The sequence below is a fragment of the Mesorhizobium sp. WSM4821 genome (assembly GCF_055901555.1).
On sequence record NZ_CM148371.1, the window covers coordinates 5,252,936 to 5,277,623 of the forward strand.

A 24,688-nucleotide genomic window follows, 5' to 3' on the forward strand; every position below is an offset into this window, starting at 1 on the left:
CGTTCGAATGTGATCACTTCACGGCCCCTGCCATGAGGCCGCGGATGTAGAAGCGCTGCAGAGCCAAGAAGAGCACCAGGCACGGCACCATCATCACGGTGACGCCGGCCTGCACCGCGCCCCAGTCGATGGCGCCGAAGCGGCCCGATTGCAGCGCCGTCATCATGATCGGCAGCGTGAATTTGGACTGGTCGGTCATCAGCACCAATGCGGCCAGGAATTCGTTCCAGGCGCCGAGGAACGCGAACAGCGCGATGGTGACGATGCCCGGCCAGACCAGCGGCAGCATCACCCTGAGCAGCATGGTGACATTGTTGGCGCCGTCCATGCGGGCGGCCTCCTCGATCTCGCGCGGAACCGCGTCGAAGGCGTTGCGCATCATGAAGATCGAGAACGGCAGCTGCAGCGTGACATAGACGCAGACCAGCCCGGTCAGCGTGTTATGCAGGCCGATCTTGGTCAGCACCAGGAAGATCGGCGTCAGGATCGACTGGAACGGGATCATGATCGTCGACAGGATGACGACGAAGAGCAGGTTCTTCAGCGGAAAGCGGAAGCGCGAGAAACCGTAGCCGGCCAGCACGCTGACGATCACCGACAGCACCACCGTCATGGCGGAGACATAGATGCTGTTTTGCGCCGGCAGCCACAGCCCGTCGCCGAACGTGTTGAGCGTGGCGTAGTTCTCGATCGAAAAACCCGTCGTCGGCCAGGGCGGCAGCGGCGGCTTGCGCGCCTCCTGCGCCGGCTTGAAGGCCGAAAGCACGGTCCAGACGATCGGCGCCAGGAACAGCAAAGAGGCGACGATGCCCGTCGCGTGCTCGGCGATCCGGGCGCCGATGCGGCTTTTGCGGCTCATTGCCTGCGCCATCAGTCGACGCCCTCCGGTTGGCGCAGCAGCCGCAACTGGATGAGGCTGAGCGCGACCAGGATGACCAGCAGGACCATCGACAGGGCGGCGCCGTAGCCGAGCTTGAATGACACGAACGACTGGTTGAAAATCCAGTAGACGGCGGTTAGCGTCTGGTTGCGCGGACCGCCGCGCAGGATGATGTAGAACTGGTCGAAGGCCAGCACCGAGCCGGCAACCGACAGGATCAGCGCCAGCGCCAGCGTGCGGCGCATCAGCGGCAGGGTGATCGCCCGGAAGCGCGCGAACGGCCCTGCCCCGTCGATCATCGCCGCTTCCTGCAGATCCGGCGGGATCGACTGCAGGCCGGTCATCAGGATGATCATGGTGAAGCCCGCCACCTTCCAGACGACCATGGCGATGATCGACCAGAACGCCGGCTGGAACGTCGCCAGCAGATTGACCTTCTTCTCGGTCAGGCCGAGTTCGAAGGCGGCCGGGCTGAACAGGCCCGCATCGACATTGAGCAGCCACGACCAGAGCAGGCTGGCCGAGGCGAAACCGATGACGGCCGGCATGAAGAAGGACGTCCGGTAGAAGCCGGTCAGCGGCCGCGGCCTTTCGATGAACAGCGCCAGCGGAAAGGCGACGGCGAAGATCGCGATGGTGACGATCACCGTGTAGTAGCCGGTGAAACGCAGCGCGTTCCAGAACCTGGTGTCGCGCAGGATCGCCCAGTAATTGTCGAGGCCAATGAAGCGGTGCGCGCCCATCAGCGGCCAGTTGTGCAGCGACATCCACGCCGTCATGCAAAGCGGGATGATGAAGAAGACGACGACAAGCGCGACGGCCGGCGCGACATAGAGCAGGCCGATCCATTGCCGACGCCCGGCGCCGACCAGTTTTCGCCGGCGGGCGGGGGTGGAGGTGGTTGCGATGGAGGTCATGCGCGGCTCTTGCGGTTGAATCGTTGCAAATGTCCGGCCACCCGCCCCAAGGCAATCGTTTGAGGTTTGCGCTGCCCCTCATCGCCCTGCCGGGCACTTCTCTCCGTATAGTGACGGGGAGAAGGATGCTTTCGCAAAGGATTTCGCCAACACCCAGCGTTGGAGAAGGGGAGCCGAGGTCGCGGCCAGTGCCACCTTCTCCCCGTCACTATACGGGGAGAAGGTGCCAGCAGGCGGATGAGGGGCAGCGCCGACATTGACAATTGGTCTTCCAACAGAGTTAGAGGTGGTCTTTTGCCAGAAGCGATGTCCGGCCGCCCGACCAGGGAGACGGGCGGGCGGCCGGATCGGCGCCAGCCTACTGCTGCGGCGCCGAGTCGATGATCGACTGCATGGTTTCCTGCGCGTTGGCGATGGCGCCGTCGACGTCTTCGCCGAAGAAGACCTCGTTGACCATCTGGTTCCACGGACCGTTGGCGGAGTTGATCAGGTCGTTGAACACCACCGAATAGGGCGTGCGGCCCTTGGCCATGGCCTCCGCGGCGACCTTGTAGCGCGGGTCGAGGTCTTTCAGCGCCTCGTTGGCGATGTCGCCGCGCACGGGAAGGCTGCCGTATTTCGCCAGGATGGTCTGGCCCTCCAGCGAATAGGCGAAATCGAGGAACTCCTTCACCACCGCGATCTTCGTGGTGCCCTTGGTGACGACGAAATTGTCGCCGCCGGCAAAGGACGACCAGCCGCCATCCTTGCCAGGCAGGAAGGTGACGCCATAGTCGATGTCAGGATATTGCGTGTTCAGCGCGCCGATGGCGAAGGCGCCGGACGGCGAGATGCCGATATTGCCGGCGGCGAAGGCGGCAAAGAAGTTGGAGCCGGTGTCGGTCTGCGCGCCGGCCGGCACCAGGTCCTTCTTGACCATCGACCGGTAGAGGTCGATGGCGCCGCGCAGCTGCGGGCTGTCGAGCGTCGCCTTCGAGCCGTCCTCGGTGAGGATGTCGCCGCCCGACGCCCAGATCAGCGGCGTGAAGGTGAAGATGTTGCAGCCGCCGCAATTGCCGGAGAAATAGAAGCCCTTAATGTCGCCGCCGAGCGCGTTGACCTTCTCGGCATAGGCTTCGATCTCGGCCCAGTTGGCCGGGCCTTTCTCGGGGTCGAGGCCGGCCTGCTTGAACAGCTTCTTGTTCCAGATCAGCACCGAACTGTCGGCTGAGAACGGCAGCCCGTAGATGCGGTCCTTGTAGGTTCCGGTCTTGACGTGCGCCGGCGACAGGCTGGCGAAGTAAGGCAGCGATTTCGCCCAGTCGGTGATGTCTTCGAGCTGGCCGGCGGCGGCGAAGGACGGCGTGTAGATCAGGTCGAGCGAGAGCGCGTCTGGCGCAGTGCCGCCGGCGGCGGCGGCGCCGTATTTCGGGATGATCTCGGCATTGGGGATGATGTCCAGCTTGATCTGGTTCTCGTGCCCCTTGTTGAAGGCGTCGACGATGCGCGGCATGAAGTTCGAGCCGTCAGCGCGCACCCAGATGTTGGCGGTCTCGGCGGCTGCGGCAGGCCCAACTGTTGCTGACGAGCCAAAGATGCTCGCGGCAAGGGCGAGCCCGGCAATCATGGTTTTCATGGTTCTCCTCCTCATGGTTCTATTCTCCTCCTCACTCGGCCGCGCTGCCCGGCTGACCGGGTCAGCGGCGGCCTGTCTCAGCCGCCTGGCGGACGGCCGCATGACTGACGCACCACCAGCCGGCACGGCAGTTTTCTGATGCCCGGTTCGGCGGGTTTGCCGGCGACGAGCGAAAGCAAAGCGAGCCCGGCCTCGCGCCCGAGTGCCGCCAGGTTCATGTCGACCGAGCTCAGCGGCGGGCGCGTCGCCTCGGCCACGATCTGCCAATTGTCGAAGCCGATGACGCCGACATCGTCGGGCACGCCAAGCCCGCGCTCGCGCAGCGCATCGATGACGCCACGCGCGATCTGGTCGTTGCCGCAGAACACGGCGTCGGGTCTTTCGCCCCCATTCTTCGACAGCTTGCCGTCGAACAGCTTCTTCACCGCCTCGTGCCCCCACGCTTCCGACCACGATCCGAGCAAGGGTTCCATGACCGGCAAGCCTTTCTCGGCCAGCACGTCACGATAGGCCTGTGCCCGTTCGTGCACCACGGCAAAGCTCGCCGGCCCGGTGACATGGGCGATGCGCTTCCTGCCCAGCCGGCAGAAATGCTCGACCGCCAACCGCGCGCCGCCGGCATCATCGGACACGAAGGCGATGGCGCCGGGATCGGGCTGGGTGAAAGCATAGATCACGGGAATGCGCAGATTGGCGAGATCGACCGGTAGATGGCGGTCGATGCGCTTGCCGGTGGCGATGATGCCGTCGACGCGCTTGTCGAGCATGGCCTCGACATGCAGCTGGGCGAGCCGCGTGTCGTCCTCGACATTGCACAGGAACACCGAGACGCCGGCATCGACCAGCGCATCGGAAACGCCGGACATCAGCGGCAGCGAAAAGCGGCCATAGGTATCGTTGGTGAGCAGCCCGACGGTGAAGGAGCGCCGCCGCAACAGGCTCTGCGCCAGGCTGTTCGGCCGAAAGCCCAGCCGCCGCGCCGTCTCGCGAATACGCTCGCGCGTCTCGGCGGTCATCCGCCCCTGGCCGTTCAGCGCCTTCGAGGCCGTGGCCACGCTGACGCCGGCGGATGCGGCCACCTCGCGGAGGGTGACTGGTGCGGGCGCTGGCGAGGCGTCGGAGGACATGGTGCGCGGCGAATTCCTTAGTTGGGAAAAGGTTTTCTCTTGTTGGCCTGCGGGGCGCTGATTGGTGAGGTCGGCGGATGCAGGGCGATTTGGGAAAAGGTTTTCTCAGAGGAGATTAGGGGAAGGATGGGGGGATGGCAAGGGGATGGGACAGCACGTTTGTCAGGCCTCCCACGAATACGAAGAGGTCGAGGTGAGAAAAGTCATTCGGGCGCTAAGGGAAGCCGTCGCAGTGGTGGAGGCGCGCCTTGAAACGCCCCGCGCCCGTAAATCCGGCTTCAAGCTGTAGGGGTTTGCGATGAACACTCCGAGCATCACACCAATCCAGATCGATGATACCGATTTCTTGGTGGCGACCACGATCGAGCGTTGCCCGCGGATGATGATGACCCGCGAACTCACGAAGAATGCGCTTGAGGCGTCGTCTCAAACGAGACCATCAGGTCCGTTAAACGGAACAGGATTGACGAAATCGAGATATGTTCCGGGCTCAATCAGAGCGAGGTACATGTCGGGCGTCACGGGATCGGGAATGATCCGTTGGACTTTGGCTACGGCGTAATAGCCACGCGTATCGTTTACCTTGCTAGGCTCGTAGTAAATAATCCAGCCGCCGACGCATGCTTCGACGCGATGCAGATACGGGCGAGGAAACTGATATCGCTCAGCGGGGCGGTCATTGTAGATCGAATCTGGGCGATGAATGAAAACCCCGACCCCATGATTTCCTGCGATGCGTTCTTTGGGGATATCTGCCTCAGAACACCAAAATCCGATCTTGGGAGATTAGTCCAGGTCGAAGAAGCTTTTCCCCATGGTATCGGCGCGGTTGCGATTTCGTTGATAGGCTGGCGGGACAGCGCCCCCCTCTGGCCTGCCGGCCATCTCCCCCTCAAGGGGGGAAGATCGGCAGTTTCGGGCCTTGGCGCTTGTCCTGCAGCGTTGGTGATCGATTAGCGAAAGCGCCAATGACGGCCAATCTCCTTGAGGGGGAGATCGGCAGCTTCGGCCATCAGCGCCTCGCTCCAACCTTACAGCGCGCCCTCCCCGCTTGCTCCCATCTCCTGCTCAGCCGCAATCAGCATCTCAACAAACCTCGTCACCTTAGGCGGCCTAAACCGCGCAGCAGGATAAACCGTGTAGATGCCTCCGGAGGGCAGCCGCCACTCGTGCAGGATGTGGACGAGCCGCCCTGCAGCGAGTTCATCGCGCGCCAGGTAATCCGGCAGCACCGACAGGCCGGCGCCGGCGCGGACGGCGGCGAGCACGGCCGGTGTCGCGTCGATGGCGATCGTGGCCTGCATGCGCACGGCCTCGTGCTCGTCGTCGCCGCGCGAAAATTGCCACAGCAGCGGTTCGCGCAGCGCCAAGTTGGCGACGAAGGGCAGCCGGGGGAGGTCTTGCGGTTCGCCGACGGTGAAGCGGCCGGCAAACGCGGCGCCGCACACCATGAACTGCCGGAAGGTGCCGATCCGCCGTGCCTGCAGGCTGGAATCGGCCAGCCAGCCGACGCGGATCGCCACGTCCATCCCACCGGAAGCCAGGTCGATGGTCTCGTCACCTAGCGTCAGTTCCACCCGGCAGGCGGGATAGCGCGCGCTGAAGGCGGCGACCACTGGCACCACCGCCGACGTGCCGTAGTCGTTGGGCGCGGTGATGCGCAGCGTGCCGGTCGGCTCGGCGGCCGCCTGCGCGAGCTCGTCGAAGGCATCCTCGGCCTGCCGCAGCACCAGCAGGCAGCGGGCATGGAATGTGCGGCCGGCCTCGGTCGGATGGACGCGCCGCGTCGTGCGGATCAGCAGCGTGGTTCCGACCTCGCGCTCCAGCCGCGCCACCTGCTGGCTGACGACCGCCTTGGTGATGCCCAGCCGGTCGGCGGCCCGCGTGAAGGAGCCGGTATCGACCACCGCAGCGAAATAGGCCAGCCGGTTCAGGTTCATGCGTGGCTCATGGCAGGCCAGACCTCATTGTCAGTCAATGGCATACATTACGTCTATTTTGTTGGCCTTCAATACGCATTTCGCTTTTGCCATCTTCCAGACATCGAGGCTCCACGGGAGCCGTCCGAAGCCCGCATTTCAAACTCAGGAGACAATCGTGTTCACACGGAGAGCCATCATGAAAACCACCCTCGCCGCCGGCGCCGCCGCGATCCTTGCTCCCGCCGGGCTTGGCCATGCCGGCGAGCTTTCCTGGAAACATTTTCCGGCCGGCGAAAACGGCTTCTTTCGCGCCCCCGTGCTGATCACAGGCGCCGCCGAGGCGCTGCTGATCGACGGCGGTTTCACCTATTCCGACGGCCGCGCCGTGGCCGAGGCGATCAAGGCGACCGGCAAGACGCTCACCACCATCTATGTCAGCCAGTCCGACCCGGACTATTATTTCGGCCTCAAGCCGATCATGGAGGCTTTCCCGCAGGCACGGGTGATCGCCGCGGCCGAAACGGTGGCCGCCATCAACGCCAACGTCGACAAGAAGCTCGCCGTCTGGGGGCCGCAGCTCAAGGAGAACGGCCCGCAGGCGCTCGCCGATGTCGTCATTCCCGAGGCGTTCGACGGCAAGACGCTCAGCGTCGATGGCGAGACCATCGAGATCGTCAACGCTGAAGGCCTCGCAAACCGGCGCTATCTCTTCGTGCCGTCGCTGAACGCGGTGTTCGGCGGGGTGATGATTTTTTCGGACGTGCATGTCTGGATCGCCGACGCGCCGACCAAGGAAGAGCGTGCCGCCTGGCTCACCAGTCTTGAAAAGATCGCGGACGCCAAGCCTGCAATCGTCGTGCCCGGCCACATGACGCCGCAGGCCGCCACCGACCTTTCGGGCGTCGAGCACACCAGGGCCTATCTCATTGCCTTCGAGGAAGAACTGGCAAAGGCAAAGGACGCGGCCGCGCTCAAGGCCGCCATGGAGGCCCGCTTCCCCGGCCTCGGCATGGGGGTGGCGCTCGACATCGGCTCCAAGGTCGCCACCGGCGAAATGAAGTGGGGCTGAGGCGGGCGCCAATCTCGATCTGATCCGGGCCGCCTATGACATCATCGGAGGAGAACGGCCGTGAATTGTTGACGTCTGCGCCGCCCCTCATCTGCCTGCCGGCATCTTCTCCCCGTAAACGGCAGGGCTATCGCATATGGGTGAGAGCGTTGACGAGGTAGTCGTCGTTCCAGGCGCATTTCTTGATGCGGTGACTGATGGGGATTTTATCGACATCGGTGCTCTGCAGGATGTTTCGGGCGATGCGGGTGATGATTGCGAGGTTGGCTGGAGCATTGTCTTTTCGAGCCCTGCTGAGGTCTTCGTTGAGATGTACATCGAGCATCCAGTGCAGGCCATTTTCGATTTGCCAATGGGCGCGCGTCATGGCGAGCGCCTGTTGGGGAGTGAGCAGCGTGGAGGCCATGAACAGGCGTGTGCGCGGCTTAGCTTCGCCGCGTTTGGAAGTGACGCGCAGGAAGGCGGCATGGCCGGGCATGAGCGGCTTGTCCGCAGGCACCACTTCGGCCAGTCGCCACTCGTTGCGGCCATGGCTGAATTCACTGTGTTCGGCTGTTGCCGGGTCGGATTGCGACAGGAATTGGCGTGCCTTCTGGCGCCAGTGGCGGCGGTTTCCCTTCAGGGTGAGCACGTAGCTTCCGCCACGATCGAGGATGGCTTGCGCCATGCGACGATGGCAGTGGAGTGCGTCGGCGGTGACGATTTTGTCAGTGAGATCAATCAGATCCACGACCTTGAGCGCTGCCTCAATCTCGTTCTCGTCGGTGCTTGGCGTCGCCGCCGCCAGGCACAGGCGGGCCTCGGTCGCAAAGGCGGAGACCGTCAACGGTGGGCTGGCCGCCCGACCTCGCTCGTAGGCGCGTCGCAACGCCTTACCGTCAAGCGCCACGACTTCACCTGCCCCATTATCCATCTCGGCGAGCGCTTGGGCGAAACCGGCCGCAAAGACGCTAAAGGCCCGTGCAAAGGCGTCCGGGTCCATCAGCCGCAACAGCCTCGAGAAGGTGTCGTGACTTGGTGCGCTGTCATAGTCGATCAAGCGCGACAGGGCAGTCTTGCGGTTCTCGGCAAACAGGGCGAACTCCGTCGCCGTCGTGGCTCCACACAGGCTCGCCGCTACCATCATCACGATGATGTCGCCAAGCTGATGCGAGGCATTCCCAGCGCGCGGATCGGGCAGAGCCCCAAAACAAGTCTCAAGGCAGGAAATGGCAGTCTCTCCTCTGAAAACCGCCAATCCTCAGAATCCTCCAATACTCAAAATGCAACAAAAAAAGCCATATGCGATTCCCCTGCCGTAAACGGGGAGAAGGGGGCTGGCCGCGACCCCGGCACCCTTTTCTGCAACGCTGGAGATAAGCGAAATCCTTTGCGAAGCGTCTTTCTCCCCGTCACTATACGGGGAGCAATGCCCGGCAGGGCAGAGGGGGGCGTGAAGCAAGCGTTCGAGGTTCAAGCGGCCATCGGCCAGCAATTTGGGCGCAGCGGCGCGGTGCTATTTTCCTCGAGAGGTTGGCGGGATAGCGCCCCCCTCTGGCCTGCCGGCCATCTCCCCCACTTGGGGGGAGATTGGCAGCTTCGACCTTGGCCCTCGTCCTGCAGCTTGCCCGCGACCGCCCGGTGATTACCCCGCGCGGTTCCACAGTTGGCTCCAGAGATCGTAGCCCGCAAGCAGGACGCCGATGCCGATCGCAACCACTAGGTCGGGATGCGGGACGAACCGGACAACGACGCCGAAAAACGCCAGGAAGGCAACAAACGCCAGGACGGCCAGGAAGCGGCTCAAGCTCATCTATTGTCCTCCAGCGGCATCTCAGCCCCCGTAGATCAGGTTGGGCAGCCCGTACACGATCTGCGGGAAGATGTAGATAATGACCATGCATAGGATGACGATCAGCATATAGGGCATCATTCCGCGGAAAATATCCGAAAGCTGAACATGCGGCGGCGAAATGCCCTTTAGGTAGTAGGCCGACATCGCCATGGGCGGCGACAGAAAGGCCGTCTGAAGGTTGACCGCGACGAGCACGCCGAAAAACAGCGGATCGATCTCGAAATGCGCCAGCAGCGGCAGGAAGATCGGAATGAAGATCACGATGATCTCCGTCCATTCCAGCGGCCAGCCGAGGATGAAGATGATGAGTTGGGCGACGATCAGAAACATCAGCGGCGACATGTCGAGGCCGGTGACGAAATCGCTGATCAGCTGCTGGCCTCCCAGATAGGCAAAGACCGAGGCGAAGGTCGCGGAGCCGACGAACAGCCAGCACACCATCGCGGTCGTGCGCGCCGTCAAATAGACGGACTCCTTCAGGCGCTGCCACGTCAGGGCCCGGTAGGCGGCGGCCAGCACGACGCCGCCGAGCGCGCCGATGGCGGCAGCCTCCGAAGGCGTGGCGAAGCCGAAGAGAATAGCGCCGAGCACCGCGAGGATCAGGGCGGCCAGAGGGACGAAGGACGTCAGCAGCATCCAGCTGACCTGCAGGGCCGAATAGTGCCCGACCTCGTCCCGGGTCGGCCTCGGCGCCACCTGCGGCTGCAGCACCGCCTTGGCAACTACATAGGTCAGATAGAGGCCGGCAAGCAGCAGTCCTGGAAGCAGGGCCGCGGCATACATACGGACCACCGACACACCCGCCGTCGCGCCATAGACGATGAGCAGAATGGACGGCGGAATGAGGATGCCGAGGGTTCCGCCCGCGCAGATCACTCCCGAGGCATATCTGACGTCGTAGCGCGCCTTCAGCATGGCGGGAAACGCCAGCAAGCCCATGAGTGTCACGACCGCGCCGACAATGCCGGTGGCCGTTGCGAAAAGGGTGCAGGTGATGAGGGCGGCGACCGCCATGGAGCCGGGAACGCGCCGGGTGGCGATAAAGAGGGTGCCGAAAAGGCGCTCGATGATATTGGATCGCTCGACGATGTAGCCCATGAACAGGAACAGCGGGATAGCGGTCAGCACGTCGTTCGAGATCACTGAATAGGTCTGATTGACGAACAGATCGAAAATGCGGTTGTTGAAGAAGCCGCCGATCCAATGCTCCGCAAGCGTCCAGGCGTCGGCACCATCCTCGACCGCCCGTTCGTAGGCGCGCCACATCCGCCCCGGATCGAAATAGGCGTAGTAGCCGAAGGCGACGCCGAGCGCCATCAAGGTGAACGCAACCGGGAAGCCAAGGAAGATCGCCAGAAGCAGAATGAGCAACATCGCGACGGCGACCTGAGGATCGCTCATCTGTCTTCTCCGTCGCGGTCGGGTTTATCGTCGGGGTGGAGGAATGGGATGTCGACCGCTTCCGAGCCGTGATGCAGAACATCGAGCGTCTTGGCTTCCATCAGCACTTTCTCGGTCTCTTCCACGTCTTCAGCGGCGCGCGGCCATGTTCCGGTTCGCAGGCAGACGACGCAGCGGAACACCTGGGCAATCCCCTGCACGAAGAGCAGGATGCCCGCCGCCACGATGACAGCCTTGAACTGGAATATCGGAATCCCGGCCGGACTGTTCGAGCTTACCTCGAGAAAGCGGAAGCTGCGCGCGGCAGCCTTCCATCCGGCCAGAACCAGCGCCGTCACGCCTGGAAAGAAGAAGATGAAGTAGAGGACGAGTTCGACCGCCGCTTGCGTGCGCGGCTGCCACAGACGGTAGACGAAATCGCCGCGCACATGCCCGTCTCGCGACAGGGTGTAGGCGCCGGCCATCATGAACATGGTGCCGTAGAGCATGTAGCTGAGGTCGAATGCCCACGCGGTCGGCGCGCTGAACAAGTATCGCACGACAACTTCATAGCTCACGCCGAGCGTCATGATGACGACGCTCCAGGCGAACACCTTTCCAAACCATGCCGAAAGTTCATCGGCGAATGCAATGTAGCGGAGCATGTGGTGGGTTCCGTCAGCCGGCGGTCCGGAAGACCGCCGGCTTTGCCAACGCGGAGGCGCGAATTAGAGCTTCAGCTTGCCCGGGAAGTAATGTTCGTAGGCCAGTGTCAGGTCGGCTGAATTCATGAGCTCGTAGTAGACGACGCGTTCGACCCATTGGCGCTGGCTGTCGAGCACCCGCTTCATGAACTCATCCGCCTCCAGCGTCGGGATGATCTTGTCCCAAGCCTGGAGTTCTGCGTCGAGAATCTCCTTGGAGGTGCGGTGCACGGTGACGCCGTGCTCGCTCTGCAGCTTCTGCAGGTCGGCTGAATAGTTGTCGAGGGCGAGCGCGGTGGTGGCGGTGCTGGCCGCCTCCACGCCATATTCGAGAATGGCCTTCAAATCGTCGTCGAGGTCGTCGAACACGTCCTTGTTGAACAGGAATTCGAACGACTCGCTCGCCTGATGATACGACGACAGGATATAGTTCTTGGCGACGTCCTGCGAACCGAAGCGAAGGTCGGATGACGGATTGTTGAATTCGAAGGCGTCGATAACCCCGCGCTCCATGGCGGGCACGATTTCACCGCCGGGCAGCTGCGCCACGCTGAGGCCAAGGTTCTGCATGAGATCGGCGGCAAGGCCCACCGTCCGATACTTGAATCCCTGCAGTTCGGCGACGGTCGTGACCGGTTTCTTGAACCAGCCGAACGGCTGCGCCGGCATCGGGAAGCCATAGAAGCCGACGACGTTGAGGCCCATGATCTCCTGCGTCAGCTCGCGGTAGAAATCCTTGCCGCCGCCCTGGTGGAACCAGGCAAGCATCGTGGTGGCGCTGCCGCCAAACACAGGGCCGGTTCCGAAAAGCGACGCGGCCTTGTGCTTGCCGTACCAGTAGACGGGGACCGTATGCGCGGCGTCGATGACGCCGTCATTGACGCCATCCAGCACCTGGAATGCGCCGACGACCGCACCCGCGGGCAGGAGCTCGAACTTCAGCCGGCCGCCCGACATCTTTTCGACGCGCTCTGTGTACAGCCGCGCGAAATCCATCCAGATGTCCGAAGCAGGCCAGGAGGTCTGCATCTTGATGGTGACCGGCGACTGCGCCAGCACGGCCGGGGCCGCGAGCGTCGTCGCCGCAGCCGCACCGGCGGTGACGGCGGTGGACTTTCCCAGGAACCCGCGACGTGAGATTTTCTTGTCGGACATTTTATTCCTCCCATGATTGTAAACTCTTCTCCTACAAGCAGAATATGCGAACTTGCCTCTCGCGCAACCAGTTTCGCCATCGGCCGATCCGGGCGGGCGCAAATTGGGGCTGGAAACCCCGAGCCTCGCTGGAGGTTGGCGAGGAGGAGAACCGATGCCGCGGATCGACAACAATGCCGCCGGGCTCGTCTCGCTAGAACTGGTGCCGTTCCGGCTCGCCAAGTTCCGCCTGAACCGTGCCTCGTTCGAAGATTGCCGCGTGGCTGGCGCCGACGCTCGAGCGCAAAAGCTCGCCTTTCGGCACACATGTGGCGCACGGGAGGGACGACCGCTCACCGTCCTCCGGTGAAGCCGGCAGCCCGCCCGTCGATTGCCGAGCCACGGCCGGCCGCGTCGGCCGCAGACAGCGGCGCCGTTGCTATGACGTGGCGCGCAGGTTCCGACGCCCGCGCCGCCTGCTGGCGCGCGCCGCCTCCGCCACCACGCCGTTGATTTCTACCACGACGCCTTCCCGCGGCTTGGCGTTGGTGACCCTATGGAGGCGTTCATAGGGCAACAGTTCCTTGATCCGGGCATTGAGCGAAGCGACTTCGGCTCGCAGATCCTCGCACTCCTGCCTCTGGACGTCGAACTGCATCTGCTCGGAGGCCTGCTGCAGGGAAAGCTGCGAAAAATTCGCGTTCACCATCGAAAGATTCATCTTGTCGCGTTCGCTCTCCTTCATGAGAGCAGACAATTTTTCATCCGCAATTTGCCTTTCGGCCACGGCGTCGCTCCATTGCGCCTTGAACCTGGCGATCTCGGCGGCGGCGTCGCTGTTCTGGCTCGAGGCAAGCTCCAGTCGCGATTGGAGGTCCTGAATTTCGGAACGCAGGCCGCTCATCTCCGCGTGACCGCGGGCGAGCTCGGCTTCCCTGTCACTTTCCATGATACGAGCCGCTTCGTTCATCTCCGCCAGCTTCGTTTGCGCAATCTCAAGCGATTTCCGGAGCCTCATTTCCTCTTTTTCGCTCTTGCCAAGCGCAGCCAGCAGTTCCGAAAGCCGGCCCGCTTCGCTGGCATGAATGGTCGACAACTCGTCGAGCCGGTGCCGCGCGTCGGCTTCCCGCTTCAGCGCCTTGTCGAGATCGATCGACAGGCTGACATGTTTTTCGCGCAGCACCTTGTTCTCGCGCGCGCGTCTGCTGGCCTCGGCCATCTTGGCCGCAAGCGTCTTGACGATGTCGCCGAATTCGGCTTCGCGTTTTGCGCTTGCATTGGCTGCTTCCACGAGTTCCAGCCTTACCGCCGCCAGCGCGCTGCGAAGCGCCTCCCTCTCCTGAACCAGACTTGCCTCGCGCTGCTGCAAGACCTCGACGGCGCCTTCGCGCTCGCGCTGCTTTCTGATCGTATCGTGAAGCTGTTCCGACAGCGCTCGTTGTTCCGCGGTCAGGCTGGCATTTGCCAGTTCCAGTTCGTTGGCCCGAAGCATGTCGCGGTGAAGGATATTCAAGAATTCGCGTATCAGATTGTGCGAGATCGCGATCTGCGACCGCTTTGCATCGATCTCTTCCAGATAGTCCTGCGCATCATGAAAGAGCCCGTCGACAGCGCTCAAGGCAGCCAGCCGGGTTTGCGTGTACGAAGTCAGCCGTGGTGAGGCCTCGGCAGGGGCCGCGCTGTCCTCAGGCTGCGCGCTATCATTGTCTCCCGCCAAATCCTCATCCGGGACACCGCCGTTCTCCGGCGGCGACTGGTCGTCGAGGCTGAGGCACTCGTCGAATGCAACCGCCAAATCGGTTTCGAGCTCCTTGAATTCCCTGTCCACATTCTCGGCACGCTTGATCAGATCCTTGAAGTTCATGACCTAACACCCCCTCGACTGACTCCAAATTTCGTAGTTAAGAAATTGCTAACATAGCCTTTTACATCGGCCGCTTCCATAAGGAAAGCGCCGACCGCGTCGACGATGCCGGTCTCGTCAGGTCCCCACGGCCCTAATCCTCAAGCCTCCCAGGCCGCCCTCGGCCGAGCGCGCCGTCGGCGCGGGCCCGCAGGTAGGCGTAGATGTCGTCGATGTAAGGAGCGACGTTGGGGTCGTCGGCGAAGCCCTGCATGACCGAAGAACCGCCGCGCACGCCGTCGCGAACGTTGCTGCGGAAGACCTCGATGTCGGGCAGCCGGTCGACAAGGGCCGAGGCGAAGGTCGAGCCCATGCCGTCGGGGCCATGGCAGTGGTTGCAGCTGCCATGGTAGCGACGGAAGCCGTTATAGGTTCGCGCGTCGACCTTGCCGCCGACAACCTCATAGAACCTGCCCGCGGCCGGCTCTTGCGAAGACGCGTCGAACCCGGCGGCGACGGTCAGGACGACGACAGACGGGACGAGCCATGGAGACATCGTCCACCGCTGCATGCTCATTCAGCGCCGCCGCAACGCGGATGCTCCCTGATCATTCGGCCTTGAATCACTCGGCGTTCTCAGTCGACGGCAAGCTTCGGAGAAGCAACAATAATCCCGTCTATCGGCTGCGGGCTGACGACGAGCTTGCCGCCGACGCGCGATATCTCGACGATCTGGTCCGACTCTCCCAGCTTGCCCGGCACGGAGAGCGTGACCACCTGGTTCTCGGCCAGTGTCGCCACGAAACGCACGGGCAAGCCAGCCTCGCCCTGCGCGATCGTGGTGACCACCCGATAGCCGTCCTCCTCCGGCGTGTAATAGACGACGCCAAGGAAGCCGGCGAGATCGATGCTCTCGGCCTTCATGGCTCCAAGCTCGCCGGCATGCGCGGGCGCCATGCAAAGTGCTGCAAAGATAAAATACCTGTACATAATGCTGCTCCATCCCGAATTGTCCGGGCCGGGCCCGGCTCAAGGTTTCAGCAATAGACGGTCGCGCGCCGTGATCGTCGGCGCATACAGGAAGAATTCTCGATTTCCCCCCCGGCTGCATCACATCGGCGAAAGCTCGCGAGCCGGGAACGGCGCGAACCCCACCGGTCGTCACGATTGGTGTGACCTTTTATTCAGGGACGCGAGCATTTCACCTCCCGGCTGCTTGCACATCCTCTGTTTGGGGGAGATAATCGAATTTAAGCGATCGCTAAATCTGCAGGTTACGATACAGGTTCCGCCGTGCAGCCGGTCGACGGTCCGCGCGTGGTCCGCAGAGGCGAGAGCACCTTTGGGAGCGCGCAGCATTCCGCATCGGACGCGCTGTCGACATGCGGGGGGCCGTCGATGGCCAAGGCATTGTCGCATCATGATCTGTCGAAGCTGATCGGCTTGATCTACGATTGCGCGCTCGATCCCGGGCGATGGGAGGATGCGCTTGCCGGGATCAGGGATGCGCTCAACGCCCAGACCGCGGTCCTGCATCTTGACGACCTCAGCCACGACCGGCTGCTTATCTACAGGACCGTGGGAATTGAGCCATACTGGCTGGAACAGCAGGCCAAACATATCCCCGAGATCCACGCCCGGCTGATCGAGGACCTCTCGACATGGCCTTCGCTCGAAGTGCCGCACGTGGTGTCACGCCACATCCCTCGAAGCTATCTGGAGGCCTCCCGATATTTTCAGGAGTGCCTGAAGCCGCAGGGCCTGATCGACGTCATGTCGTTTTTCCTGATCCACACCCCTACCCGCCTTGCCGGCTTCGCCGTTGCCCGCCATGAGCGGCAAGGCATCATCACCGAGCGCGAGATCAAGCTTGGCGGGCTGTTGCTGCCGCATGTGCGCCGTTCGGTGATGATCAGCAACATGCTCGACATCAGCACGATCGAGCGCGCCCGGATGGCCGAGGCGCTCGATGCGCTCACCTGCGCCGTGGTCCTCACGAATGAACGCGGCGCCATCCTGCACGCCAACCGCTCGGCCACGCAGATGCTGCGCAGCGGCGCGCCGATCCACGATGCCCATGGCATTCTGCAGGCAAATATCCCGTCGGCTTCCAAGGAGCTTCACATAGCTATCATGATTGCGGCTCAGGATGAGGCAAGCATCGGCAAGACCGGACTTGCCGTCCGCCTCAGCGAATCCGACTTGCTCACCGAACCCGACCGCCCGCCCGTCTTCGCCCGCGTGCTGCCGATGGCCGGCGGCGATCTGCGCGCCGCCATGGAACCCGCGGCGGTCGCTGCGGTGTTCATCGGAAATGCACCGGACGAACATGACGCCGCCGATTTGCTGGCGACAGCCTTTGGACTGACGCTCGCCGAAACCCGCGTGCTCGCCAGCCTTCTCGCCGGGCACACAATGGCCGAGACCGCCGCCAGTCTTCACATCGCCAGCACGACCACGAAGACGCATCTCGACAACATCTTCCAGAAGACCGGCGTCTCCCGCCAGGCCGATCTGATGCGCCTTGTCATGCGGATCGTTCCGCCTACAGGGCAGCCTGCTCCCTGAACCAGCGCCGGGCGTTGACGGCCCCGCCAGTGTTCATCCGCCCGGATCATTTCCTCAGGCGATAGCGGCGAATTTTTCCACCAGCTTTGTCGGACCAGATACGATCAGCAGATCGCCGAGCTCTACGACGGTTTCCGGGGTGGCGTAGGTGAAGTCGGTTCGCGGCCGTTTCACGCCGACGACGGTGACGCCGTACTTGGTCCTTACGCCGGACTCCGCCAGCGTCTTGCCGACTGCCTCTCGCGGCGTCCTCGTCTTCACGATGGCGAAGCCGTCGTCGAATTCGATGAAGTCTATCATCTTGCCCGTCACCAGATGCGCCACGCGCTCGCCCATGGCGGCCTCCGGATAGACGACATGGTTTGCGCCCGTCCGTTCCAGGATACGGCCGTGGTTGGTGTTCACGGCCTTCGCCCAGATGTCGGGCACACCCAGTTCGGCGAGCGCCAGAACAGTCAGCACGCTGGCTTCGATGTCCGTTCCAATCCCGACCACGACATGCTGGAAATCCTGCACGCCAAGACGCCGCAGGACGTCGGCGTTGGAGCTGTCGGCCTCCACCACATGGGTGAGCTGGCTTGCCCAGGTCTGGACGAGTTCAGCGCTCTCGTCGATGGCCAGAACATCGTGACCGAGACTGACGAGGGACTGGGCAACGGCGCCGCCGAAGCGGCCGAGGCCGATGACGACGACGCCGTCACCGCGGGGTGTGTTGCTTTTAGCCAACGATTGGGCGCTCCTCTGGATAGCGGAAGGGGACATTGCGTTCTCGCAGCGCGAGCGCGCTGGCGATGGTGATGGTGCCGACGCGTCCGACGAACATCAGTGCAATGATGATCAATTGGCCGGCGGGGGGCAAATCCGCGGTGATTCCGGTGGAAAGGCCGACGGTCCCGAACGCCGATATCACCTCGAACAGCACGTCCTGCAGCGAAAAGCTCGTCACGCTGAGCAGGCCAAGCACGCCCCCGCCGACCGCTGTCACCGCCAGCAGGACAATCGTCAGCGCCTGGCGCTGGACGGGCGAACCGATGCGGCGACGGAATGCGGTCGAATCCGTCTGGCCGCGGATCTCGGCCCAGACGACAAAGCCCAGAAGGAAGAATGTGGTGACCTTGATGCCGCCCGCCGTGCCGGCGCTGCCGCCCCCGATCAGCATCAGGGCGTAGGTGACCGCCAGCGTCTCGATCCGCATGCCCGAGACATCGATTGAGTTGAAGCCCGCGGTTCGCGCCATCACCGAGTGCGAGCCGGCGTTCAGCAGCTTTCCGGGCCATTCGAAGAGGCCGAGCGTCGCCGGATTGGTCCATTCGTAGGCAGCCGTCGCGATGAGACCGGCAACCAGCAGGAAGGCGGTGCCGAAGAGCGTGATCTTGGTGTGGATCGACCAACGTGCCGGGTGCCGCATCCCATACCGGAGTTCAAAAATCACGGGAAATCCCAAGCCGCCGATCACGACGCCGGTCATGATCGGAATGAGCATGGCCGGGTCGAGCGCAAAGCCGGAGAGGCTGTCGGAGTAGGTGGAGAAGCCGGCATTGTTGAAGGCGGAGACCGCCTGAAAAAGGCCGTGCCAGAGGGCGTCGCTCCAACCGTAGTCGTAAGCATAGCGCAAGCGCCAGGCAAGCACGGCGGTGATCAGCGTCTCGATGGTCACGGTGACCAGCAGGATGAGCCGCAGGATCGCCGCGACGTCGCCGAGCATAAGGCTCTTCGTCTCGGCCTGAGCGACCAGGCGGCGGCTGAGTTTCAGCTTGCGGGTCACCAGCAGCCCGAGCAGCGTCGCGCCGGTCATGATGCCGAAGCCGCCGACCTGGAACAGCACAAGAATGATGCCTTGGCCGAATCCAGACCAGTAGGTGGGCGTATCCTGAACGACCAGCCCGGTGACGCAGACGGCCGAGGCGGCCGTGAACAGGGCCGTCAGCAGCGGGGCGCTCCCTGAGTCCGCGCGCGAGATCGGCAGCATCAGCAATGCCGTGCCCGCAAGAATGACAAACAGGAAGGCCAATGGCACCAGTCGAACGGGATGCTGTATCGATCGTCGCAAATGCCACCCTTGCTGCTTGTCCCCTTGAATGAGGCGGACCCACCGCTCTACAACACACCGCCCAGCGTTGGTCCACCCTCGAAGTGGCTCGGTCGCCCGGCGGTCGCCAAAACGCGAGAATAGATACGGCGCCTTCTCGCAACACCAAGGGTACAGTCACCGCCTTGGATACAGGTATCCAAGGCCGCGGATGGTCTTGATCAGTTCCGGCTTGGTCGGGTCCTTCTCGAGCCGGCGGCGCAGCCGGGTGATGCGGCTGTCGATGCTGCGGTCGAACGGCTCGTCGCCCCTGGGTGGTGCCAGATCGAGCAATTCGTCGCGACCGATGACCTGGCCGGGCCGCGTGGCGAAGGCCGCCACCAGATCGAGTTCCATCGGCGTCAGCGGAATGGCCACGCCGTCGGCGTCGATGAGGTCTCTCGCGCGGGCGTCGAACACATAGGTTCCGAAGGCGAAATGCCCGGCCGGCAATATGTCGGTCGATCCCTTCGGCTTGCGCCTGCGCAACACCGCGGCGATCCGCGCCTCCAGTTCGACCGGAGCAAAGGGTTTTGCCAGATAGTCGTCCGCGCCGACCTCCAGCCCCGCCACCTTGTCGAAGACCGAATCGGCACCCGTCAGCATCAGGATACCGGTGTCGTGATGTTCGCGAAGCCAGCGGGCCAGGCTAAAGCCGTTCTCGCCCGGCATGTTGAGGTCGAGAACGACAAGATCGGCTCTAGCCGCCGCGATCGCTTCGCGCAATTCGGCGCCACCGGATGCCGTACGTATGCCGTAGCCCTTCGCCTGCAGATAGTCGGCGATCATGAAAGCAACGTCGGTCTCGTCGTCCACGACAATGATGTCGGCCATGCGTTTCCCCCGCGGCGAGCGACCGTCCAAGCGTACAGGGCGCATTCACCCCGGGTCAATCGCCCGGTCGATCGCAGGCGCAGTCCCATCTGCAGCCGAATTCGGGCTGCTCGACACAATTGAAACAAGAGCCGCCGAGAAAAACCGGCTCGCGGCATCATCGAGAAACATCCTCGCGGTTATGTGTCCAACGACGTCGGACAGATGGCCGGGCGGGCTGGCTTGACAGTCCGTGGGCCGTTCAGTCCACTGGCCGCACGGAAACAGCAACCGTCGTGACGGCGCATCCGTCTGTGGAGACCTCGCCGTGCCGACCTCCTCGAAGCTGTCCAGGCATTACGCGTTGTTGATGGCGGCCTGCGTTTTGCCGCTTCTCGTGCTTGTCGTCGGCGTTGGCCTCTACCAGTCTTATGCCCTGCAGCATTCGTTTTTTCCTTACGCGCTCATTCTGACCGGGTTGCTTGTCTCGGTATACGCTTTGCACAGAGTGCTTTTGAGGGAGATCGTCGGCATCTTCGCCGAAAACCGCACGGCCCTGCGCGAACTGGCCGACAGCGAGCAACGCTACCGCAGCGTGGTCGAACTGCAGACGGAATTCGTCGTCCGAATGTCGCCGGGTGGCTATTTGAGCTTCGTCAATGATGCCTATTGCCGGGCATGCCGAATGACCCGGGAACAGCTCCTGGACCCGTCATGGTGCGAACTCGACGTGCTGCCGCCCGACGAACGGCGCAGGTTTTTGGACCACCTTGCCCGCCTGAGCCCAGAGGCGCCGAATGCCAGCATAGAGCTTCTCAATGCGATGCCCGATGGCGTGAGCAGATGGCTGGCCTGGAACGATCACGGCATATTCGACAGTGACGGGCGCCTTGTCGAAGTGCAATCCGTCGGCCGCGACATCTCCGACCGCGTGTTCGCCGAACAGGCGCGGTTTGAAGCCGAGAAACTTTCGGGAGAAAGGGAGGCACAATTCCGCGCCATCGCCGAAGGCGTACCGCTTCCGATCATCATCTCGGCGATCGAGGGGCCTGAAATCCTGTTCGTCAACGAACCGGCGCGCAAGACGCTCGGCGTCGAGGTCGGCCAGATCGGAGCCGAAGCGATAGCGACCTGGGAAGATATCTCGCGGCGAGATGATCTCCTGCGGCTTTTGCTGAGGGACGGAATCGTCGACGCATTCGAAGCCGGCATGACCAACATGCAAGGGTCGAGAATCGATACGCTCATTTCGGCGCGGCTGATCACGCAAGCCGGTCGTTCGGCCATGCTTGCGGCCGTCACCGACATCACCCGTCAGCGCGAAGCCGAAGCGGAGATCGCACGCCAGCGCGAGACACTGTACCAGTCGGAAAAGCTCTCCGCCCTCGGTTCGCTGCTGGCCGGCGTGGCGCACGAGCTCAACAACCCGCTTTCCGTCGTCATCGGCTACAGTTCGATGCTAAAGGAATTCTCGACGGACAAGGCGACCGTGGGACGCGCCGACAAGATCCACGCGGCGGCCGAGCGATGCTCGCGGATCGTCCGAACCTTTCTGGCGATGGCCCGCAAGAAGCCGCCGACACGGAGCGCGGTCGACATCAATGAGGTCGTGGTCGCCTCGCTGGAGCTTGCCGCCTATGGCCTGCGCTCGGCTGGGGTCGAGATCCGCACCGAATTGGCGGAGCCGCTTCCCAACATCTGGGGCGACAGGGACCAGCTTCATCAGGTGATCACCAACCTGGTGGTAAATGCACAGCAGGCGTTGCTGCAGGTCCCGCACCCGCGGCGGCTGACCATTGTTACCACCGGGGAAGACGATGCCGTCGAGGTTGTTGTCGCCGACAATGGCCCCGGCATGCCGGAGACGGTTCGTGCGCGTGCTTTTGAGCCTTTTTACACAACCAAAATGGCCGGCGAAGGCACTGGCGTCGGGCTTTCCGTCTGCCAGGGCATCGTGACAGCCCACGACGGCAGCATAGAGCTGGATTCGACGGAGGGCGGCGGCGCGCGCTTCACGGTCCGGCTTCCGAGCGGCACGACTGAGATGATTCTTGCTCCCGAGGTTGCCGGCAAGGCGCCGCCTGCCCCATCGGCCGCCCGAATTCTGGTGGTCGACGACGATGCCGACATTGCCTCGATGATCGCCGAGATGCTCCGCCGCGATGGCCACGACGTCACCGTCGCCGACGATGCGAATGCCGCCCTCAAGGCTGTGCGCCAGGATGGAATCGACCTTTTGATCAGCGACATACGCATGCCCGGCCTCGACGGCCCGGGCCTCTATCGCGCACTGGAGCAGTTGCGCCCCGGGCTCGTCAGCCGGTTGCTGTTCGTGACCGGCGACACGCTGGCGCCCGAGATCGATCGCTTCATCGGCGAGACGGGCGCGCCGGTGATCGAGAAACCGCTCGATCCACAAACTTTTCGCAGGCTGGTGATGGAACGCCTAAGGGCGATGGAGACCAGCGCAATGGAGGCCGGCGCGTGACAAAACAGAAATTGCTCATCGTCGACGACGAGGCGCCCTTGCGCGAGATGCTGTCGGACTACCTGCTGGCGCACGGCTTCGATGTCCGCTCCGTTCCGGATGGAGCGGGCATGCGCATCGAACTCGACCGCTCTGGCCCCGACCTCGTCATTCTCGACGTCAATCTCGTTGGCGAAAGCGGCTACGATCTCGCCCGCGAAATCGCCAAACGCAGCCGCGCCGGCATCCTGATGCTGACTGCCGTCGGAGACCTGCCGCACCGGCTCGAGGGCCTTGCCGCCGGGGCCGACGACTATATGGCGAAGCCGTTCGAGCCGCGCGAGCTTCTGGCGCGTGTCAGAAGCGTCATCCGGCGTCTGGGCGAGGAAGAGCGAACGCCGGGAAACCGCATCCGCTTCGGCGGCTGCATCCTCGATATGGATGGCCGCACGATGGTCGACCCGGACGGCGCCGACGTGCAGTTGACGTCGATGGAATTCGATCTGCTGTGCGTGTTCGCGCGCCATCCCCGGCAGATATTGTCGCGCAACCAGTTGTGCCGGCTCGCCCACAACAGGGATATCGAGCCGGGCGACCGCAGCATCGACATCCGCATCACGCGACTGCGCAAGAAGTTCGAAACCGAACCCGACGCGCCGGCGGTTCTGGTGACGGTTCGCGGCGAGGGTTATGTCTACGAGCCTGCCCAAGCCGAGGCCCGGCGCCGCTAGAATGAGACTGAGGCCTCCAGCCCGGACGGATCGAGGCCGTTCACTGCCGCGCCTTACGCGGCTGGCTTGCGCGCCCTGCGAAGTTCCCTTCGCAGGCTTCGAACAGTGTCCCGCACGACCGGGATGGTCCAGCGCACGGTCATCGTCGCGATCAACAGCCCGGCAACCGGATCGATGAAACGGGCCATCATCGTGCCTTCCCAGATCATGGCGGTTGCGAGCGAAGCGGCTATCAGCAGATTCGACGAGAGCTTGTCCGAGAACAGACAGATTTGTGCGCGCGCCAGCGCGGAAGCGGCAGCCAAGTTGCGGGCCTTCCATCGGCGCAGGATCCAGAGATTGATCGCTGCGTAGGCCCCGTTCAGGCTCATGGCGAGAATAATGCCGGGACCGTGAGGTTCGACGCCGCCGACGGCGATCCGCTGGATGGCGATGCCGGCGACGACTGCCATGGAAAAGCACATGCCCAGCGCAGCAAACGCGTTGGCGAGCGTCTCGGCCGAGGCCACCCGACGCTTGCGGCCCGTGCCCTCGTTGTTGCGGCCGCCAGTCACGACCGCGACGGTGACCAGCACCAGCATGTCCATCAGCGTCAGCGCGAGATCGGCGCGGATGGTCAGCGAGGTGGACGTCGCCGCCGCGTATGCCGTCAGCAGCAGGCCTGGGGTGCCCGCCAGCACCGCCAGCCGTGCTGTCCGCGCAGCCGCCGCCTCGCCGTTCGATCGATCATTGGTTTTTCGCAAGGGTTGCACCGCCAGAAATCTCCTCGTTTCTGGCGTCCCCAATGACGCAGGGGTGTTGCGCGGATTTGCCGAATTGCCGGCTGAAGGTTTCCTTTGTGTCGCCGTGCCGTGCGCACGCCGCGATTGCCGTCATTTGAGGGATACAGCCTCGAGCCGTCATGGCTGCCCGCATCACGACGAGGCATCCGTTCGCTCGTCAGGCTGCCCGGATCGCAACAACTGAAACAATTCGGGCGAATTCGGCATTCGTCCGAAACAGGCGGGAGCGAAAAGCCTCACCATGGAGCGAACCCGACGGGATGGCTCCGCTGAAACGAAAAAGGAAATCAAATGTATCGCTTCAAGACTTACATGGCTGCTGCCTCGGCAATGGCCTGCCTCGCCGCACCAGCCAGCGCCGGAGGCCCGGAAGGCAACAACGGCAAATCGCTGAACGGCCTCAACAACAATGCGGTGACCCAAAACGCCGTTACCCAGAACGCGATTTTCGCGAACGGCCTCGGCGTCTACGCGCTCAACGGGGTGCATGCCGACGGCATCGTTCTGGCGAAAAGCCTCGCTCCGGCCGGCAAATCCATCATCGACCCGAACGACCGCTCTGTCGTCGACCCGAACGACCGCAATCTGCCGGCTGTCCAGAAGAGCAATGTCGAATCCTCGACCGCCGGCAAGAAAAGCAACGGTCTTCCGTCTGGCCACAGCGTTGGCGGCGGCGATGGGAGCAACCATGACCGGCCGACCCCTACGCCGAGGCGCTAGGCATCAATTATGGGCGGACGGCCTTGTGCCGTCCGATCTCCGTCAAACGAAGCGGCTGCCGCGCTGATCTTTGGCGCGCTCAGCAATCACCGCTCGCAAATGCATCGTCAGGAG

Annotated in this window: 23 protein-coding genes and 1 pseudogene; 6 read left to right on the top strand and 18 right to left on the bottom strand. The window is 63.3% G+C overall.

All coding sequences use genetic code 11. The features are described 5' to 3' along the window. Positions 1-13: 13 nt before the first annotated feature. The 6 genes and pseudogenes from AC0NID_RS25600 to AC0NID_RS25625 form a co-directional block, all read right to left on the bottom strand. Positions 14-871, bottom strand: coding sequence for a carbohydrate ABC transporter permease (locus tag AC0NID_RS25600; RefSeq protein ID WP_473452707.1), 858 nt, complete (start codon positions 869-871; stop codon positions 14-16). After that, on the bottom strand, positions 871-1,797 hold the full coding sequence (locus AC0NID_RS25605; RefSeq protein WP_473452704.1) for a carbohydrate ABC transporter permease: 927 nt from the start codon (positions 1,795-1,797) through the stop codon (positions 871-873). The genes AC0NID_RS25600 and AC0NID_RS25605 overlap by 1 nt, the downstream gene beginning before the upstream one ends. 358 nt (positions 1,798-2,155) lie before the next feature. Further along, positions 2,156-3,412 (bottom strand): ABC transporter substrate-binding protein, encoded by a 1,257-nt coding sequence (locus AC0NID_RS25610; protein ID WP_473452701.1) that lies wholly within the window; start codon positions 3,410-3,412, stop codon positions 2,156-2,158. A gap of 77 nt (positions 3,413-3,489) precedes the next feature. After that, positions 3,490-4,539, bottom strand: coding sequence for a LacI family DNA-binding transcriptional regulator (locus AC0NID_RS25615; RefSeq protein WP_473452698.1), 1,050 nt, complete (start codon positions 4,537-4,539; stop codon positions 3,490-3,492). A gap of 429 nt (positions 4,540-4,968) precedes the next feature. Beyond that, positions 4,969-5,274 (bottom strand): annotated as a pseudogene (locus tag AC0NID_RS25620) (HNH endonuclease); the annotation flags it as partial. Positions 5,275-5,570: 296 nt separating this feature from the next. Continuing rightward, positions 5,571-6,479, bottom strand: coding sequence for a LysR family transcriptional regulator (locus tag AC0NID_RS25625; RefSeq protein WP_473452695.1), 909 nt, complete (start codon positions 6,477-6,479; stop codon positions 5,571-5,573). A 157-nt stretch (positions 6,480-6,636) separates the two neighbouring features. Here AC0NID_RS25625 and AC0NID_RS25630 point away from each other — a divergent pair, with 157 nt between their 5' ends. Further along, complete coding sequence (locus AC0NID_RS25630; RefSeq protein WP_473452692.1) at positions 6,637-7,530, top strand: MBL fold metallo-hydrolase; 894 nt, start codon at positions 6,637-6,639, stop codon at positions 7,528-7,530. A gap of 127 nt (positions 7,531-7,657) precedes the next feature. On the opposite strand, the gene AC0NID_RS25635 is transcribed toward AC0NID_RS25630, so the two are convergent. The 5 genes from AC0NID_RS25635 to AC0NID_RS25655 form a co-directional block, all read right to left on the bottom strand. Beyond that, positions 7,658-8,767 carry an ISAs1 family transposase gene (locus AC0NID_RS25635; RefSeq protein ID WP_473459533.1) on the bottom strand — a complete coding sequence of 370 codons (1,110 nt, stop codon included), beginning with the start codon at positions 8,765-8,767 and terminating at the stop codon, positions 7,658-7,660. 387 nt (positions 8,768-9,154) lie between these two features. Beyond that, positions 9,155-9,322, bottom strand: a complete 168-nt coding sequence (locus AC0NID_RS25640; RefSeq protein ID WP_473458936.1) for a hypothetical protein — start codon at positions 9,320-9,322, stop codon at positions 9,155-9,157. Positions 9,323-9,343: 21 nt separating this feature from the next. After that, complete coding sequence (locus AC0NID_RS25645) at positions 9,344-10,765, bottom strand: TRAP transporter large permease (protein WP_473458934.1); 1,422 nt, start codon at positions 10,763-10,765, stop codon at positions 9,344-9,346. After that, positions 10,762-11,409: a TRAP transporter small permease subunit gene (locus tag AC0NID_RS25650; RefSeq protein WP_473458932.1), complete on the bottom strand. Its 648-nt coding sequence runs from the start codon at positions 11,407-11,409 to the stop codon at positions 10,762-10,764. Before AC0NID_RS25650 ends, AC0NID_RS25645 begins: the two co-directional genes overlap by 4 nt. 63 nt (positions 11,410-11,472) lie before the next feature. Further along, positions 11,473-12,603, bottom strand: a complete 1,131-nt coding sequence (locus tag AC0NID_RS25655; protein ID WP_473458930.1) for a TRAP transporter substrate-binding protein — start codon at positions 12,601-12,603, stop codon at positions 11,473-11,475. A 154-nt stretch (positions 12,604-12,757) separates the two neighbouring features. On the opposite strand from AC0NID_RS25655, the gene AC0NID_RS25660 reads away from it, so the two are divergent. Beyond that, positions 12,758-12,952, top strand: coding sequence for a hypothetical protein (locus AC0NID_RS25660; protein WP_473458928.1), 195 nt, complete (start codon positions 12,758-12,760; stop codon positions 12,950-12,952). Positions 12,953-13,021: 69 nt separating this feature from the next. On the opposite strand, the gene AC0NID_RS25665 is transcribed toward AC0NID_RS25660, so the two are convergent. The 3 genes from AC0NID_RS25665 to AC0NID_RS25675 all read right to left on the bottom strand — a co-directional run bounded on the left by AC0NID_RS25665 (position 13,022) and on the right by AC0NID_RS25675 (position 15,415). Then, positions 13,022-14,446, bottom strand: coding sequence for a coiled-coil domain-containing protein (locus tag AC0NID_RS25665; protein WP_473458926.1), 1,425 nt, complete (start codon positions 14,444-14,446; stop codon positions 13,022-13,024). Between the two features lie 133 nt (positions 14,447-14,579). After that, entirely contained in the window at positions 14,580-15,002 is a 423-nt protein-coding gene (locus AC0NID_RS25670) for a cytochrome c family protein (protein ID WP_473458924.1), read from the bottom strand. A gap of 59 nt (positions 15,003-15,061) precedes the next feature. Further along, a complete protein-coding gene (locus AC0NID_RS25675) occupies positions 15,062-15,415 on the bottom strand; it encodes a hypothetical protein (protein ID WP_473458922.1) in 354 nt (117 codons plus the stop codon). Between the two features lie 408 nt (positions 15,416-15,823). Between AC0NID_RS25675 and AC0NID_RS25680 the strand changes: the two genes are divergently transcribed. Beyond that, a complete protein-coding gene (locus AC0NID_RS25680) occupies positions 15,824-16,993 on the top strand; it encodes a LuxR C-terminal-related transcriptional regulator (protein WP_473458920.1) in 1,170 nt (389 codons plus the stop codon). Between the two features lie 54 nt (positions 16,994-17,047). Here AC0NID_RS25680 and AC0NID_RS25685 read toward each other — a convergent pair whose 3' ends face one another. The 3 genes from AC0NID_RS25685 to AC0NID_RS25695 all read right to left on the bottom strand — a co-directional run bounded on the left by AC0NID_RS25685 (position 17,048) and on the right by AC0NID_RS25695 (position 19,895). Further along, positions 17,048-17,719 (bottom strand): potassium channel family protein, encoded by a 672-nt coding sequence (locus AC0NID_RS25685; protein WP_473458918.1) that lies wholly within the window; start codon positions 17,717-17,719, stop codon positions 17,048-17,050. Next, positions 17,712-19,010 carry a TrkH family potassium uptake protein gene (locus AC0NID_RS25690; RefSeq protein WP_473458916.1) on the bottom strand — a complete coding sequence of 433 codons (1,299 nt, stop codon included), beginning with the start codon at positions 19,008-19,010 and terminating at the stop codon, positions 17,712-17,714. Before AC0NID_RS25690 ends, AC0NID_RS25685 begins: the two co-directional genes overlap by 8 nt. Before the next feature lie 189 nt (positions 19,011-19,199). After that, positions 19,200-19,895 (bottom strand): response regulator transcription factor, encoded by a 696-nt coding sequence (locus AC0NID_RS25695; RefSeq protein WP_473458914.1) that lies wholly within the window; start codon positions 19,893-19,895, stop codon positions 19,200-19,202. Between the two features lie 307 nt (positions 19,896-20,202). Between AC0NID_RS25695 and AC0NID_RS25700 the strand changes: the two genes are divergently transcribed. Together AC0NID_RS25700 and AC0NID_RS25705 are read left to right on the top strand one after the other, a co-directional pair. Next, positions 20,203-22,362, top strand: a complete 2,160-nt coding sequence (locus AC0NID_RS25700; protein ID WP_473458912.1) for a hybrid sensor histidine kinase/response regulator — start codon at positions 20,203-20,205, stop codon at positions 22,360-22,362. After that, positions 22,359-23,072: a response regulator gene (locus AC0NID_RS25705; protein WP_473458910.1), complete on the top strand. Its 714-nt coding sequence runs from the start codon at positions 22,359-22,361 to the stop codon at positions 23,070-23,072. The genes AC0NID_RS25700 and AC0NID_RS25705 overlap by 4 nt, the downstream gene beginning before the upstream one ends. 53 nt (positions 23,073-23,125) lie before the next feature. Here the strand turns inward: AC0NID_RS25705 and AC0NID_RS25710 are convergent, their stop codons facing one another. Continuing rightward, entirely contained in the window at positions 23,126-23,815 is a 690-nt protein-coding gene (locus AC0NID_RS25710; protein ID WP_473458908.1) for a cation diffusion facilitator family transporter, read from the bottom strand. 330 nt (positions 23,816-24,145) lie between these two features. Between AC0NID_RS25710 and AC0NID_RS25715 the strand changes: the two genes are divergently transcribed. Then, positions 24,146-24,574 carry a hypothetical protein gene (locus AC0NID_RS25715; RefSeq protein ID WP_473458906.1) on the top strand — a complete coding sequence of 143 codons (429 nt, stop codon included), beginning with the start codon at positions 24,146-24,148 and terminating at the stop codon, positions 24,572-24,574. The last annotated feature ends 114 nt before the right edge of the window (positions 24,575-24,688 follow it).